Origin of the sequence: Paenarthrobacter sp. YJN-5 (assembly GCF_015040095.1) — a bacterium.
GTDB lineage: Bacteria > Actinomycetota > Actinomycetes > Actinomycetales > Micrococcaceae > Arthrobacter > Arthrobacter ureafaciens.
The window spans coordinates 2037397-2051492 of sequence record NZ_CP053544.1; the positions used below are offsets into that span (position 1 = coordinate 2037397).

At 63.1% G+C, this 14096-nt stretch carries 12 protein-coding genes and 1 tRNA gene; 8 read left to right on the forward strand and 5 right to left on the reverse strand.

The genetic code is table 11. The features are described from left to right. Positions 1-92: 92 nt before the first annotated feature. The 4 genes from HMI59_RS09725 to aceE all read right to left on the reverse strand — a co-directional run bounded on the left by HMI59_RS09725 (position 93) and on the right by aceE (position 6393). Positions 93-1154, reverse strand: a complete 1062-nt coding sequence (locus HMI59_RS09725; protein WP_193593523.1) for a beta-ketoacyl-ACP synthase III — start codon at positions 1152-1154, stop codon at positions 93-95. Beyond that, positions 1151-2080 (reverse strand): ACP S-malonyltransferase, encoded by a 930-nt coding sequence (locus HMI59_RS09730; protein WP_021474395.1) that lies wholly within the window; start codon positions 2078-2080, stop codon positions 1151-1153. Before HMI59_RS09730 ends, HMI59_RS09725 begins: the two co-directional genes overlap by 4 nt. A gap of 88 nt (positions 2081-2168) precedes the next feature. Then, positions 2169-3413 carry a CdaR family transcriptional regulator gene (locus HMI59_RS09735; RefSeq protein WP_193593524.1) on the reverse strand — a complete coding sequence of 415 codons (1245 nt, stop codon included), beginning with the start codon at positions 3411-3413 and terminating at the stop codon, positions 2169-2171. 202 nt (positions 3414-3615) lie between these two features. Next, complete coding sequence (aceE, locus tag HMI59_RS09740; protein WP_193593728.1) at positions 3616-6393, reverse strand: pyruvate dehydrogenase (acetyl-transferring), homodimeric type; 2778 nt, start codon at positions 6391-6393, stop codon at positions 3616-3618. 383 nt (positions 6394-6776) lie between these two features. Between aceE and HMI59_RS09745 the strand changes: the two genes are divergently transcribed. From HMI59_RS09745 to HMI59_RS09775, 7 genes are all read left to right on the forward strand, one after another. Next, entirely contained in the window at positions 6777-7196 is a 420-nt protein-coding gene (locus tag HMI59_RS09745) for a DUF3052 domain-containing protein (RefSeq protein WP_021474829.1), read from the forward strand. Next, positions 7193-7687, forward strand: a complete 495-nt coding sequence (locus tag HMI59_RS09750; RefSeq protein ID WP_179014297.1) for a peroxiredoxin — start codon at positions 7193-7195, stop codon at positions 7685-7687. Before HMI59_RS09745 ends, HMI59_RS09750 begins: the two co-directional genes overlap by 4 nt. A 49-nt stretch (positions 7688-7736) precedes the next feature. Continuing rightward, complete coding sequence (locus HMI59_RS09755; RefSeq protein ID WP_193593729.1) at positions 7737-8666, forward strand: NAD-dependent protein deacetylase; 930 nt, start codon at positions 7737-7739, stop codon at positions 8664-8666. 54 nt (positions 8667-8720) lie between these two features. After that, a tRNA-Val gene (locus HMI59_RS09760) sits at positions 8721-8796 on the forward strand. Between the two features lie 93 nt (positions 8797-8889). After that, positions 8890-9180, forward strand: a complete 291-nt coding sequence (locus HMI59_RS09765; protein WP_193593525.1) for a hypothetical protein — start codon at positions 8890-8892, stop codon at positions 9178-9180. Positions 9181-9432: 252 nt separating this feature from the next. Further along, a complete protein-coding gene (locus tag HMI59_RS09770) occupies positions 9433-10227 on the forward strand; it encodes an IclR family transcriptional regulator (protein WP_021470736.1) in 795 nt (264 codons plus the stop codon). 142 nt (positions 10228-10369) lie between these two features. Beyond that, the gene (locus HMI59_RS09775; protein ID WP_043427679.1) at positions 10370-11728 is read left to right on the forward strand and encodes an MFS transporter; all 1359 of its coding nucleotides are present in this window, start codon (positions 10370-10372) and stop codon (positions 11726-11728) included. A gap of 294 nt (positions 11729-12022) precedes the next feature. Here HMI59_RS09775 and HMI59_RS09780 read toward each other — a convergent pair whose 3' ends face one another. Next, positions 12023-13090, reverse strand: a complete 1068-nt coding sequence (locus tag HMI59_RS09780; RefSeq protein ID WP_166185464.1) for a D-2-hydroxyacid dehydrogenase — start codon at positions 13088-13090, stop codon at positions 12023-12025. A gap of 67 nt (positions 13091-13157) precedes the next feature. On the opposite strand from HMI59_RS09780, the gene HMI59_RS09785 reads away from it, so the two are divergent. Next, entirely contained in the window at positions 13158-14084 is a 927-nt protein-coding gene (locus HMI59_RS09785) for an NAD(P)-dependent oxidoreductase (protein ID WP_193593526.1), read from the forward strand. The last annotated feature ends 12 nt before the right edge of the window (positions 14085-14096 follow it).

A 14096-nucleotide genomic window follows, 5' to 3' on the forward strand; every position in this document is an offset into this window, starting at 1 on the left:
TTGTTGTGCCGGCTGCTGCCGGAAAGGGGGCAAACCGCGATTACGGTTTGGATTTTGACTGCGTATTCAGTTGGCTGGAGACACGGCTCCGGTTACGGCAGCACGATCACTTGGGCGCCGAAGACCAAGCCGGCGCCGAAACCGATCTGCAACGCCAGGCCTCCGCTCAGGCCCGGGTTCTCCTGAAGGAGCCGGTGGGTGGCCAAGGGGATGGAGGCCGCGGACGTGTTGCCTGCCTGGGCGATGTCACGTGCAACGACCACCGACTCGGGCAGCTGCAGCTTCTTGACCATCTCGTCGATGATGCGCATGTTCGCCTGATGGGGGACAAAAGCAGCCAGGTCGCTTGCTTCGATGCCGGCGGCATCCAGCGCCTGCTGGGCTACCTTCGCCATTTCCCAGACTGCCCAGCGGAAGACGGTCTGGCCGTCCTGGCGCAGGGTGGGCCACACGTCCTGGGTGGCGGAGAGGATGGCGGGATCGTCTGTCTCGTCCGAGTGGCGGGCTGATTCGCCCAGCTTCCTGACTTCGTCCAGCGAGTGGGTCATGCCGATGGCGTTCCACTTGCTGCCGTCCGATCCCCAGACAGACGGGCCAATACCCGGAGTGTCCGAAGGTCCCACCACCACGGCGCCGGCGCCGTCACCGAGGAGGAACGAGATGGTGCGTTCGTGGTTGTCGATGACGTCCGAAAGTTTCTCGGCACCAACCACCAAGACGTAGTCTGCGGCTCCGGACCGCACCAGCGCATCCGCCTGGGCAACCCCGTAGCAATAACCCGCGCAGGCGGCGGAGATGTCAAAGGCAGGTGCCGGCGTCGCGCCTAAACGGTCGGTGAGTGCAGCAGCCGCCGACGGCGTTGCGTACGGGTGGGTGACCGTGGAGACGATGACGGCGCCCAACTGGGATGCCTCAATGCCTGCCTGCTGGAGGGCGTCGCGGGCGGCCCCCTCGGCCATGTCGATCACGCTGACATCGGCAGCGGCGCGATGGCGGGTGATGATGCCGGTGCGCTGGCGGATCCATTCGTCCGAAGAATCAATCCACTGGCAGACGTCGTCATTGGTGACGATGACGTCGGGCCGGTAGGCACCGATCCCGAGGATACGGCTGTTTTCGTGAACCGGAGCCTTCTTCAATACGGGCGTGCTCATGCTTCTCCCTCCAGTTCGGCAAACAGGGCAAGGGCGGCAGACAGGTCCTCGGGCGTCTTGACTGCTACGGTCTTGACGCCGGGCATGCCGCGCTTTGCGAGGCCGGCGAGGGTTCCCGCGGGGGCCAGTTCGATGACGCCGGTAACACCGCGCTCAACCAGGTTCTCCATGCAGAGGTCCCAACGGACCGGCCGGGAGACCTGGGCGATCAGGCTGTCGACGACGGCGGAACCCGCCTTCACTTCCTTGCCGTCGTAGTTGGACAGCAGGGGAACCGTAGGGTCCTGGGGCGAAAGCGAGGGCTTGAGTGCCTCAAGTGCATCCACGGCCGGAGCCATGTGGGAGGTATGGAAAGCGCCGGCGACCTTGAGCGGGATGACGCGGGCCTTGGCAGGCGGGTTGTCCGCAAGGGCCTTCAACTGCTCGAAGGTGCCGGCAGCCACGGTCTGGCCTGCGCCGTTGACGTTGGCCGGAGTAGCGCCGGAAGCCTCGATGGCTGCGAGGACGTCAGCCGGGTCCCCGCCCACCACGGCACTCATGCCCGTGGGAGTGACGGCCGCAGCGGCTGCCATGCTGTTGGCGCGTTCGCGCACGAATGTCATGGCTTCCTCGTCCGTAAGGACGCCCGCAAGTGCGGAAGCGGTGATTTCACCTACCGAGTGCCCCGCAAGAATCACGGGAAGGGTATTGAGTTCAACGTCGAACAAGGATTTGGCGGCGACGAGGCCCGCGGCCACAATCAGCGGCTGCGCCACGGCAGTGTCCTTGATGGTTTCTTCATCAGAGGTGGTGCCGTGGGCCTTGAGGTCGATGCCTGCGATCTCGCTCAGCTTGGCCAATTGGCCTTCGACGGAGGGGAGTTCCAGCCAAGGGGCCAGAAAACCTGGGGTCTGGGAGCCCTGTCCAGGGCAGACGATTGCAAGCACGTATCCAGCTTTCCAAATTGCCACGTGATCCACTGGTGTTTCGGTACACCAAGCTCACTGGGTCAGTTTGTAGGAAGTCTACAACGGTTCAGTTCTGTGAACGCGATGCGTGACGGTCGGCAGCGGCCTTCGGTTGGGCTGAAAGGCGCCCCACCACCAAGGCGGTTTGGAGCACGAAGGCTTCCCTCGGCAGCAGGGGATCCCAGCCCGTCACGTCGCAAACACGCTTCAAACGGTAGCGCACCGTGTTGGCATGGACGAACAATTCGCGCGCCGTGGCTTCCAGCGAATGTCCCAGCTCAAGGTAGGTGCCCAGGGTTTCAACCAGCCCGTTCGAGGCGGCCAGCAGGGGGCGGTAGATGTTCTTGATCAAGGACCTTCGCGCTGCGTCATCTCCGGAGACAACACGTTCAGGCAGCAGGTCGTCGGCGGCTACCGGCCGGGGAGCGGACGGCCATGCACGGGCCGCGGTCAGTCCCGCGAAGGCGGCCTGGGCGGAACTGCTGGCCTCGAGCAGGGAGCTGGCCTCGGGGCCGTACACCACCGCGCCGGGGGCAAAGAGTTCGCTCAGTTTTACATAGGCGGTGTCCCGGTCCTGGACTCCGCCGAGAATGAGGATCAAACGGTCGCCCTGGATTCCCACCAAGGCGTCCTCCGCGAAACGTCCGGCCGTGCGGCGGAGTTCGCTGACATAGCTGGCGCTCGGTTCTGAAGGGGAATTGCCCACCATCACCGTGAACCTCTCCTGGGCTTTCCAGCCCAGCGCCGCGATTCTGGAGCGCAGGGCGTCCGTGTTCTCGCCGCGGAGGATGGCGTCCACGATCAGCGCTTCCAGCCGGGTATCCCACGAACCGCGGGATTCGGCCGCGCGGGCATACACGTCGGCTGCAGCGAAAGCCACCTCGCGGGAGTACCTCAGCACTGCTTCGCGCAGGGAAGGCTGGTCGGACTCCGGTGCGATGACCGGAACCTGGTCCTCCACTACCTCCACCACTATCCGGATCAGCTGCAGCGCTTTCTGCAGGCTGATGGAGCGAGTCAGTTCGGTAGGCGCATTGCCGAAGACGTCGGTCAGGATCCAGGACGGGGAACTCGGCCGCTCATACCAGGTCACAAAAGCCGCGATGCCGTTTTGCGCAACAAGTCCCAGCGCGGAGCGTTCGTCCGAGCTCAACCGGCTGTACCAGGGCAGTGATTTCTCCAGCTGTCGCATGGTGGTGGTGGACAGTTGTCCCACGTTTGCGCGGAGCTGGCGCAAGGTCTCGGCCTTCTCCGGGGACACCGCCGGCGGGGCTGCTTTGCGCTTGGTAGTGGTCTTGGTGGGCTCGGCCATGGAATGAGCATACGGTGCATCAAGACCAAGCTCCATTTGTGCGAAGGCTACAACTTCGCATGGTGCGGCTCACGTCACCGCGTGGCGCTGCAAACGGCGTGCTTAAAGCCCGACGGCGGCCCCCACCTTCCGGTGGAAGCCGCCGTGCGGATTGTTGCCGGGCTTGGCCAGCCGGGGGACTGGCCTGGGCCTTGGCGAAAGGTCAGGCCTCCCCGCCTGCGCCCCCGGTGGTGCCGGCGTTGACGTCAAGCAGCCGGTACTTCGCGATGGCCTTCTCCGTGGCGTCTTCTGCGACTTCGCCCTTGGCGGCGAGAAGTTGCAGGGTTTTGGTGACGATGGAGTGGGTGTCGTTTTTGAAGTAGCGGCGGGCGGCTTGGCGGGTGTCGGAGAAGCCGAAGCCGTCTGCTCCGAGGGAGGCGAAGTCGTTGGGGATGTATTGGCGGATTTGGTCGGGGATGGCTTTCATGTAGTCGGACACGGCGATGACGGGTCCGTTGTGGCCGTGGAGTTGTTTGGTGATGAAGGGGGTGGGTGTTTCCTGGCCGGGGTTGAGGAAGGCGTGTTCTTCGGCGGCGAGTCCGTCGCGTCGGAGTTCGTTCCAGGAGGTTACTGACCAGACGGCCGCGGCGACGCCCCAGTCCTCGTTGAGGATGCGGGCGGCTTCCAGGGCCCAGGGCACGGAGACGCCGGAGGCGAGGATTTGTGCGGTGGGCCGGTTCGGGTCCCCTTCGGGTGCGGGGGCGAGTTGGTAGATGCCTTTGAGGAGTCCGTTGATGTCCAGGTCGGCGGGTTCGGCCGGTTGGGTGATGGGCTCGTTGTAGACGGTGAGGTAGTACATGACGTTTTTATCCGTGCTGTCCTCGCCGTACATTTGTTCGAGTCCGTGGCGGATGATGTGGCCGATTTCGTAGCCGTAGGCGGGGTCGTAGGTGCGGACGGCGGGGTTGGTGGAGGCGAGCAGGGGGGAGTGTCCGTCGGCGTGTTGGAGTCCTTCGCCGGTGAGGGTGGTTCGTCCTGCGGTGGCGCCGATGATGAAGCCGCGGGTCATTTGGTCTGCTGCGGCCCAGAAGGAGTCGCCGGTGCGTTGGAAGCCGAACATGGAGTAGAAGACGTAGATCGGGACCAGGGGTTCGCCGTGGGTGGCGTAGGAGGTTCCGGCGGCGGTGAATGCTGCGACGGCTCCGGCTTCGTTGATGCCGGGGTGGATCAGTTGTCCGGCGGGGGATTCTTTGTAGGCCAGGACGAGGTCGCGGTCCACGGAGAGGTAGTTCTGGCCTTTGGGGTTGTAGATTTTCGCGGTCGGGAAGAACGCGTCCATGCCGAAGGTGCGGGATTCGTCCGGGACGACCGGGACGAGGCGGTGGCCGAAGTTCTTATCGCGCATGAGGTCTTTGAGCAGGCGCACGAAGGCCATGGTGGTCGCGGCTTGTTGTTTCCCGGATCCGCGTTTGGCGATGTCGTAGGATTTGGCTTCGGGCAGGGTCACGGGGGTGTGGCCGGGGCGGCGTTCGGGCAGGAATCCGCCCAGTGCTTTGCGGCGTTCCATGAGGTACTGGATTTCCGGGGCGTCCATGCCGGGGTGGTAGTACGGGGGCCGGTAGAGGTCCGCGTCGAGTTGTTCATCGCTGATCGGGATGCGCAGGTGGTCACGGAAGGCTTTGAGGTCTTCCATGGTCAGTTTCTTCATTTGGTGGGTCGCGTTGCGGCCCTCGAAGTGCGGTCCCAGGCCGTAGCCCTTGACGGTTTTGGCCAGGATGACGGTGGGTTTGCCCTTGAACTCGGTCGCTGCCTTGTACGCGGCGTAGACCTTGCGGTAGTCATGGCCGCCGCGTTTGAGGTTCCAGATCTGTTCATCGCTCAGGTCCGCGACCATGTCCTTGGTCTGCGGGGTGCGGCCGAAGAAGTGTTCGCGGACGAACCCGCCGGATTCGGCCTTGTAGGTCTGGTAGTCCCCGTCGGCGGTTTCGTTCATGAGTTTGACCAGCGCACCGTCGTGGTCCGCTTCCAGGAGGGAGTCCCATTCCCGGCCCCAGACGACCTTGATCACGTTCCAGCCCGCGCCGCGGAAGAACGCTTCGAGTTCCTGCATGATCTTGCCGTTGCCGCGTACCGGCCCGTCCAGGCGCTGGAGGTTGCAGTTGATCACGAAGTTCAGGTTGTCCAGGTTCTCGTTCGCTGCCAGCTGCAGCAAACCCCGCGATTCGGGCTCGTCCATTTCACCGTCACCAAGGAACGCCCAGACCTGCTGGTCCGAGGTGTCCTTGATCCCGCGGTTATGCAGGTACCGGTTGGACTGGGCCTGGTAGATCGCGTTCATCGGGCCGATACCCATCGACACGGTCGGGAATTCCCAGAACCCCGGCATCAGGCGCGGGTGCGGGTAGGAAGACAGGGCATGGCCTTCCTTGGACTTCTCCTGCCGGAACCCGTCCAGATCCTCCTCGCTCAACCGCCCTTCCATGAACGCACGCGCGTACATGCCCGGGGACGCGTGGCCCTGGAAAAACACCTGGTCCCCGCCCGAAGGATGGTCCTTGCCGCGGAAGAAGTGATTGAAACCCACCTCATACAACGTCGCCGCGCCCGCGTACGTGGAAATATGCCCGCCCACCCCGATATCAGAGCGCTGCGCCCGGTGAACCATCACCGCCGCGTTCCACCGCATATACGCCCGGTACCGGCGCTCGAACTCCTCATTACCCGGGAACTCGGCCTCCTGATCCACCGGAATCGTGTTCACGTAATCAGTAGTGGTCACCATCGGAACACCCACGCTCCGGGCACCGGCACGCTGGAGCAACGAACGCATAATGAACTGCGCACGCTCAGTACCCTGCTCAGCGATCAACGCATCAAGGGACTCAATCCACTCCGCAGTCTCTTCCGGATCACGATCAGGCAGCTGGGCAGTCAACCCGCTGAGGATGTGTGAGGTCTCTTCTCCTGCAGCCACGTCCAACCTTCCTTTAGGCGCATCCATCGGCGCCTCAGGTCCGGCAGGGTAACTGCCCGTCATGAACGCGTCGTGTGCGACATCTCGGTTTCAACAGCCCGGTCGGATGCGCCGGGCAGGTCTTGTGAGCGAATGGCTGTCCATAGAGGATTTCTTCGGGGCGGTCGCCCTGCAGCCAAAGCGCTCATGGCCACTCTAGCTTTCGCGGCGCTGGTATGCGTAGCCGCACCCGTTCACAGGCGTTGTATGTCACACCCGGACGTGTGGCATGGCCGGATACACGGTGTTTCCGCGCGGGCAAAAGCCCTCGGAGTAAGGTGGAAAGTGGCCGCCCGCAGCTGCGACGGCTTGAAGCGGGCGCCCAAAGGGTGTTGGCTTTAGTAATGGAAGTCACTTCAAAAGGAGGAAACGTGAGCGAGGCCGACGCCGCCACATCGGTAAATGTGGCGGAAAGATTGGGTTTCAAAGATGGGGATCTGATTCAGGAACGCGGCTATGACGACGACGTCGACTTCGACTTGCGTGACGATATCGAGGATTTCACCGGATCAGAACTCTTGGATGAAGACGATCATGACGTCGTCGATGCCGTGATTTTCTGGTGGCGCGACGGCGACGGTGACCTGGTGGATGCCCTGATGGACTCGCTCACCACTTTGAAGGAGGGCGGAGTGGTTTGGGTCCTGACGCCCAAGTCCGGCCGTCCCAATTACGTCTCCCCGGCCGATATCCAGGATGCAGCGCCCACGTCCGGGCTCCACCTGACAACCTCGGCCGGAGTTTCCAAGGACTGGAGTGCCACCCGGCTCGTGGCAAAGAAGAACAAGTGACGGAAGTACGCGAATCCCTCCCGGCGACCGTACCTGCGGCCGGGGAACCGGCGCCGGACTTCGAGTTGTCCAACCAATACGGCGAGCCCATCCGGTTGTCGGACTTCAGGGGCCGGAACGTGGTCCTGGTTTTCTATCCCTTTGCTTTCTCAGGAATCTGCACCGGTGAACTCTGTGAGCTCCGGGACAATATCGGGGCCTTTGACGACGCTGACGCTGCAGTGCTCGCCATCTCCGTGGACAGTAAGTTTTCCTTGCGCGCCTACGCCGAAAAAGAGGGCTACGGGTTTGATCTTCTGGCGGACTTCTGGCCCCACGGGGAAGTAGCCCGCCAGTATGGCGTTTTCGACGAAGACAGCGGCATGGCTCTTCGGGGAACGTTCATCATCGATGCAGATGGCATCGTCCGCTACGTGGTAGTCAACCCCCGGGGGCAAGCACGCGACCTCGGAGAATACCGTGCCGCGCTGTCTGCCTTGGCGGAGCAGTAGCAGTGCACCTCCCGGGCCGGCTGTGAGCAACGTGACGCCCGGCGTGGGCATGACAGGCTTCGCCAGCCAGGACCCCGCACCCATGGAAGCTTTGGAACCAGCCGAGGTTGCCGGGCTGCAAGAAGCGCATGGGGTCCTGGCAGGCAAGCGACTGGCTGTCCTCACCGGCGCAGGCCTCAGTACGGATTCCGGAATACCTGATTACAGGGGACCGGGATCGGCGCCAAGAAAGCCCATGACCTACCAGGAGTTCATCCGCAGCGCGGCAAACCGCCGGCGGTACTGGGCCCGCAACCACATCGGATGGTCGCATCTGCGCCGCGCCAATCCGAACGTGGGCCATGCCGCCGTGGCAGCCATGGAACAGCGGGGCCTCCTGAGCGGACTCATCACGCAGAACGTCGACAGGCTCCACGAAGACGCAGGCAGTGTCAACGTGGTGGACCTCCATGGACGCTTCGACCAGGTCATCTGCCTGGAGCAGGGCCACACCTTTTCCAGGAAGTTGCTCGCCGCCATCCTCGAGGAGTTGAACCCGGGCTTCGTCCAGAAGGCCGTCGAGGCCGGCGTGGTGGAGATGGCTCCTGATGCGGATGCGACCGTGGAAGATCCGGAACTCATCACGTCCTTTGTGGTGGCCGTCTGTCCCGTCTGCGGGGCAACCCTCAAACCTGACTTTGTCTATTTCGGTGAAAACGTCCCGAAAGATCGTGTTCAGCGGGCTTATGGCATGGTTGACGACGCCGGCGCCCTTTTGGTGGCCGGATCGTCTCTAACCGTCATGAGCGGGCTGAGGTTCGTCCGCCATGCTGCCAAGGCGGGCAAGCCGGTGGTCATTATCAACAGGGGCATCACCCGGGGCGATGAGTTCGCAACGCTGAAGCTGGACCTGGGCGTCAGCGGAGCGTTGAGCTATTTGGCGGGGCATTTGCCCGATCTGGATCAAGCGGAACGTTCGATTGGTCATTCTGCCGGATGATCATGTAGAGTCGTTGTTCGTTGGTTGACGTGCTGAACGTACGGAACCAAGCAAGGGTCTTTAGCTCAGCTGGTAGAGCGCCACGTTTACACCGTGGATGTCATCGGTTCGATCCCGGTAGGACCCACCACATAAAACCCCCGGCATCTTCCCATTGGAAGAAGCCGGGGGTTTGTTTTTGCCGGCAGCAATCCTGTCAGTACCTGCCCCTAGTGTCCTCAGTATGGAGCACGTCTATATACGTAACACAGCTGACGGCACCCCCGAGTCGGTGGTGCGGGGAGCCAGGGAATGGCAGATAGCGGTCGAGCCCGTTCGCTGGTTTGAACGGGTGGCCTGGTGGGAGACCACCAAGCGCATGCCTCGCGGGCAGGGCAGGGTGGACATTGAAGTGTGCCAGGTCCAGGTCCGCCTCGGTAGCAACCCGGGTTCGGCCCTGGCCACATGGGAACTCGTGCGCGACGGCGCCGGCGGAGGGTGGTGCATCAGGGAAGAAATGCACGCTGTCGCCTAAGGCAGGACCCGCTGTTTCCCTGGAAATGGCTGAGCTCTCCACCGCGACTATTGGGGGATGCCGCGGTGGAGAGCTCGAAAAAGAATATACAGCGAACTCCGGATGAATGGAAAGCAATCACGGCAATGGGCAGTTCTGTGTCTTTTGCCGGAACCGCCGGGACGGAAATCGTAGGTTCTCACTCTCCAAAACCCACTATGATGGGATCTGTTCAGCAGACTGAACAGCAGGATCCAACGACGAAGGAGAATCATGGCTGATTCCCGAACCGCCCGTTCAGAAGGGTTGGGAGCATCGTCGCCGGCTCCGGCCGTGACCCGGGCTGCCGCAGTGCTGGACGCCCTCGCCGGGTCCCCTTCGGGGAGACTGACCCTGAGTGACCTCGCCAGGGAGCTGGGGATTCCCAAATCTTCCACCTCGAATCTGCTGCTTGCCCTGGAAGAGGCGCGGCTTATCACCCGCCAAGGAGCCGATTTCGCGTTGGGGCGCAAGCTCGTTGAACTCGGCGCTGCGTATCTGAGCCGTCTTGATGAGGTCCAGGAGTTCTACAAGTACTGCGAGCAAGCGCCCACCCTCTCCGGGGAGACCGTGCGCATCGCCATGCTCGACGGTGACCACGTCATCTATCTGGCCCGCTATGAGGGCCACCCCGCTGTCCGGCTGACATCCAACATCGGCGACAAAATGCCCGTGTCCCTGTGCGGCGTGGGCAAGGCGCTGATTGCCCAACTCCACGACCACGACATTGAGGCCATGTTCCCGGACGGCATGGCACTGCCGGTCATGACGGCAAATTCCCTCAGGACGGCCGAGGAGCTAAAGGCCCAGATTGCGACCATACGGAAGCAAGGCTTCGCCTTCGAGGACGAGGAGTCGACCGTCGGCGTCGTTTGCCTGGCCGTGCCGGTGCCTACTCACGGCGCCCATGGACCCAGCCTTGGACTGTCGGTGACAGCACTGAAGGCCACTTATTCCGAAGAGCAGGGCGCGCTCATGGTCAAAGAGCTGAAGGAATTGGCCCGATCCCTGGGCAACCCTATGGGCTGACTAGCTCAGACCTGCAAATAAATCTGATTTCAATATTGGCATGTGATTCAACTCGCTGTACGCTGTTCAGTATAGTGACCTTGGCGGTTGAAGCCATCACTATCTCGCCGGGCCAACGGGGGCCTCGCGTGATGTTGAGGGAGTGCTTGTGATTACTCAAACCAATGCAAAGCTCGCAGCGGAGGCTGACGACGCGGTTGTAGAACCGGACCAGCTTCGAAGGGCAACGCTGGCCAGTTCCGTAGGCTCCGCTCTGGAGTACTACGACTTCTACATCTACGGCTTGGCTTCGGCCTTGATCTTCGGGCCGTTGTTCTTTGCTCCTCTGGGGCCGGACGGCGCCCTCATCGCGTCCTTCGCGACGTACGGCGTCGGATTCGCGGCGCGTCCCTTCGGCGGGCTGATCTTCGGTTTCATCGGTGACCGGTTCGGCCGGAAGATGGTACTGATCCTGACCATCGCCTTGATGGGCACCGCCAGCTTCGCCATCGGATTGCTCCCCACGTTCGAACAGGCGGGCATGCTGGGCGCAGTTCTGCTGGTGACCCTCCGGATCATCCAAGGCCTCGGTGCCGGCGCGGAGCAGGCCGGCGCAACGACGCTGATCTCGGAAGTGGCCCCGCGCCGCCGTCGTGGGTTCTTCGCATCCCTGCCTTTCGTGGGTATCCAGCTCGGCACGCTCCTGGGCGCCGGTACGTTTGCCCTGATTGCCATGGCGGACACCTCGGTCCTTCAAGGCTGGCTGTGGCGCGTTCCCTTCCTGGCCAGTTTCATCCTGATCATCGTTGCGGTCTTCATTCGCCTGAAGCTCAAGGAAACTCCGGCTTTCCAGGAACTTGAGAAGCACAAGAACGTCGTCAAGAACCCCATCGGTGCGCTGTGGAAGCATTCCAAGAAGAACGTCCTGGTGGGCATCGGGCTCCGTATGGGAGAAAACGGCAACTCGTCCATCTACTCGGCCCTGCTGGTGTCGTTCATGAGCATGCCGGCCGGTGTTTTCGCGGGCAATAACTCCATTGGCCCCGTCGGCCTGCTGATTGCCGCAGGTTTCGCAGCCATCCTGGTGGTTACCTTCGGTGCTTTGTCCGACAGGTTCGGCCGTGTTCCGGTCTACCGTTACGGTGCCCTCTTCCAGGCGATCATTGCTGTCCCGGCCTTCTACCTGGTCACCCTGGGCAACGTCACGTTGGTATGGATCGTCATGGCAGTGGGCATCGCGATCGGCGTACAGTCCATGCTCGGCCCGCAGTGCCCCTTGCTTCCTGAGCTCTTTGGTTCGCAGTACCGGTTTACCGGCGTGGCCATGAGCCGGGAAATTTCCGCAGTCATCGCCGGCGGTATCGCCCCTCTGCTTGGAGCAGTATTGCTGGCGGCAACCAACCATTCGTGGCTGGTCCTTGCCATCTACTCGCTTGTCCTGGCGCTCATCTCCTTTGTCACTACCTTCTTCACTCCGGAGACGGTGGGACGCGACCTCGTCAGCACGGAGGATGCCAAGTAGGCGCTGTAAACCCCTGAAAGGGCGGCTTCGCACGGCGAAGCCGCCCTTTCGCGTGTGCCACTGCTTTCCGGCGACGTGAGTCGGCCCACGCGTTCGCGGGAAAGCACGCGTTCGCGGGAAAGCTGGCGTTCGCGGGCCCACGTGTTCGCCGGAAAGCTGCCGTGCGGCGCGAAGTTTCCCTGGGTGACCGCAGGATTCCCGCGAACCCGCCGCGGGTGGGCCACACAGCAAAAGGCCCCAACCCCCGGCGGCCGGTTCAGTCCGGGGGTTGGAGCCTTTGTTGGTGGCGCGGGTTTAGTAGAAGTGCACCGGATCCACGAGGTGCGGGAGATCTTCCCCGTCGATGAACTTGCGGAGGTTGCTGCAGAAGCGTTCTGCAATGAGGCGGTTCTCGGCAGCGCTGAGTGCTGAGGTGTGCGGCGAAACCAGCACCTTGGGGTGGCTCCAGAGCGGGCTGTCCTGGGGGAGCGGCTCAACAGCAAAAACGTCGAGGCAAGCATAGGAGACCTGCCCGTTGTTGAGGGCTTCGAGCAGCGCGTCCTCGTCCACTACCGTGCCGCGCCCAACGTTGACGAACACTGTCCCGGGCTTCATTGCGGAGAAGATCCCGGTGCTGAAAAGCTTCTCCGTGTAGGGGGTGCCGGGCAGGGTGTTGACCACGGCGTCGGCGTCGGCAACCAGGCCGGCGAGTCCGTCGTTGGTGGTGACCTCGTCGATTCCTTCAATGGCTTCGACGTTGCGCTTGGTGCCGCTGACCTTCATGCCAAGGGCCCGTGCGATCCGTGCCGTCTCCATGCCGATCTCGCCGAGGCCTGCAATGACAACCTTGGAGCCATTGGCAAGCCTGGTGGGGGTCCGCAGCTCAGGCCACACCTTGGCAGCCTGGTCCTGGGCCAGCTCGGCACTGCGCTTGAACCCGTTCAGGATGCCGAAGGCGGAGAATTCAGCGAGGGGGAGCGCGTGCACTCCGGCTGAGGTGGTGACGTGAAACTTCCGGAGGGTTTCGGTGTCGAGGCCCGATGCCTTGACGGCGCCGCCTGCTCCCGCAGCCATGGCGTGGATCCATTGCAGGCGGGGGTTGCTTTCGGCGATCCTGGCCAGGCCCGCCGGGCTCTCGTTCGGGAAGCCGTACAGAACCTGGGCTTTGTTCAGCATCGACCAGTAGCGCTCTTCCTGCTCAGGGGTGCGCTCGAAGCGGGGGTCGCCGGCGTGGTCGGCCGGGAAACGCTCGGGGGGCAGCAGGTCCGGCTCGTAGAGGACGGTCACGGAAGGGTCAACAGCACGGATCTGCTCTACATACTCAGCTTCGAGGGGTACAGCGATCGCGATGGTAAGTTCATCAGTCGTCATAGTGTTCATCATACTGAATGACGGCTAGGATATTGAACAGATTTCTCCGATATGACCACGAAGAAGTGAGGGCGAACCCATGAACAGCACCGGATCGGCTCCCGGCAGGCGCGCAGGCTTCATAGGCCTGGGCCTGATGGGGGCTCCGATGGCCGCGAACCTGGCTGCGGGCGGCTGGGACGTGACGGGATGGAACAGGTCCGAAGGCGCCTTCGACGCGGTTCCGGCCATTAAGCGCGCGGCCAGCGTCGCCGATCTGCGGGATGAGCCGGTCATCGTGTTCATGTTGCCTGACCTGCCCTTCATTGAGGACGCAGCCGCTGGCCTGCTGTCCGCGTGGCGGGCCGTGCCCCCGGCGGCAGGTACCGCCGTCGTCATCATGAGCAGTGTCTCCCCGACCGAAGTCCGACGGTTCGGTGACACCGTGGCCGAGGCCAGTGCCGGGAACGCCGTTGTGGTGGATGCACCGGTCAGCGGCGGCACGGTGGGCGCGCAGCAGGGGACACTCGCCATCATGGTGGGCGCATCGGAGGCGGACTTCGAGCGGCTTCACCCGCTTTTTTCGACCATGGGTTCCACGGTCCGGCGCATGGGCGGACTGGGATCCGGGTCGCTCGCCAAGGCGTGCAACCAGTTGATCGTGGGAAGTACGACGGCGGCACTCGCCGAGGCGGCGGAACTCGCCGAGCACTCGGGCATGGATGTGGAAGCCCTGTTTGACGTCCTGTCCGGCGGCTTGGCGGGAAGCCGTGTCCTGGAGGTCGTTGGACCCCGCCTCGCAGCCAAGGACTATCACCCCACGGGTCCTGCCAAGTTCATGCACAAGGACCTCGGCTTCGTCCTGGACAGCGCCCGGGCAGCCGGGACCGCCGTCCCTATCGCGACGGCCGCCACTGAGCTTTACGCCGAACTGAAGCGCCAAGGGCTGGGTGACCAGGACCTGGCCGTTGTTCGGCAAACCATCGCCAACCTGGGCGCCATTCCCGCCTGGTCACCGCCCGCCTGATCACCGCCCGCC

Excerpts from the sequence above, each read along its gene's own strand:
- HMI59_RS09735 (WP_193593524.1), bottom strand. The coding sequence starts at position 3,413 with ATGGCCGAGCCCACCAAGACCACTACCAAGCGCAAAGCAGCCCCGCCG.
- HMI59_RS09725 (WP_193593523.1), bottom strand. The coding sequence starts at position 1,154 with ATGAGCACGCCCGTATTGAAGAAGGCTCCGGTTCACGAAAACAGCCGT.
- HMI59_RS09780 (WP_166185464.1), bottom strand. The coding sequence starts at position 13,090 with ATGATGAACACTATGACGACTGATGAACTTACCATCGCGATCGCTGTA.
- HMI59_RS09785 (WP_193593526.1), top strand. The coding sequence starts at position 13,158 with ATGAACAGCACCGGATCGGCTCCCGGCAGGCGCGCAGGCTTCATAGGC.
- aceE (WP_193593728.1), bottom strand. The coding sequence starts at position 6,393 with ATGGATGCGCCTAAAGGAAGGTTGGACGTGGCTGCAGGAGAAGAGACC.
- HMI59_RS09770 (WP_021470736.1), top strand. The coding sequence starts at position 9,433 with ATGGCTGATTCCCGAACCGCCCGTTCAGAAGGGTTGGGAGCATCGTCG.
- HMI59_RS09765 (WP_193593525.1), top strand. The coding sequence starts at position 8,890 with ATGGAGCACGTCTATATACGTAACACAGCTGACGGCACCCCCGAGTCG.
- HMI59_RS09755 (WP_193593729.1), top strand. The coding sequence starts at position 7,737 with ATGACAGGCTTCGCCAGCCAGGACCCCGCACCCATGGAAGCTTTGGAA.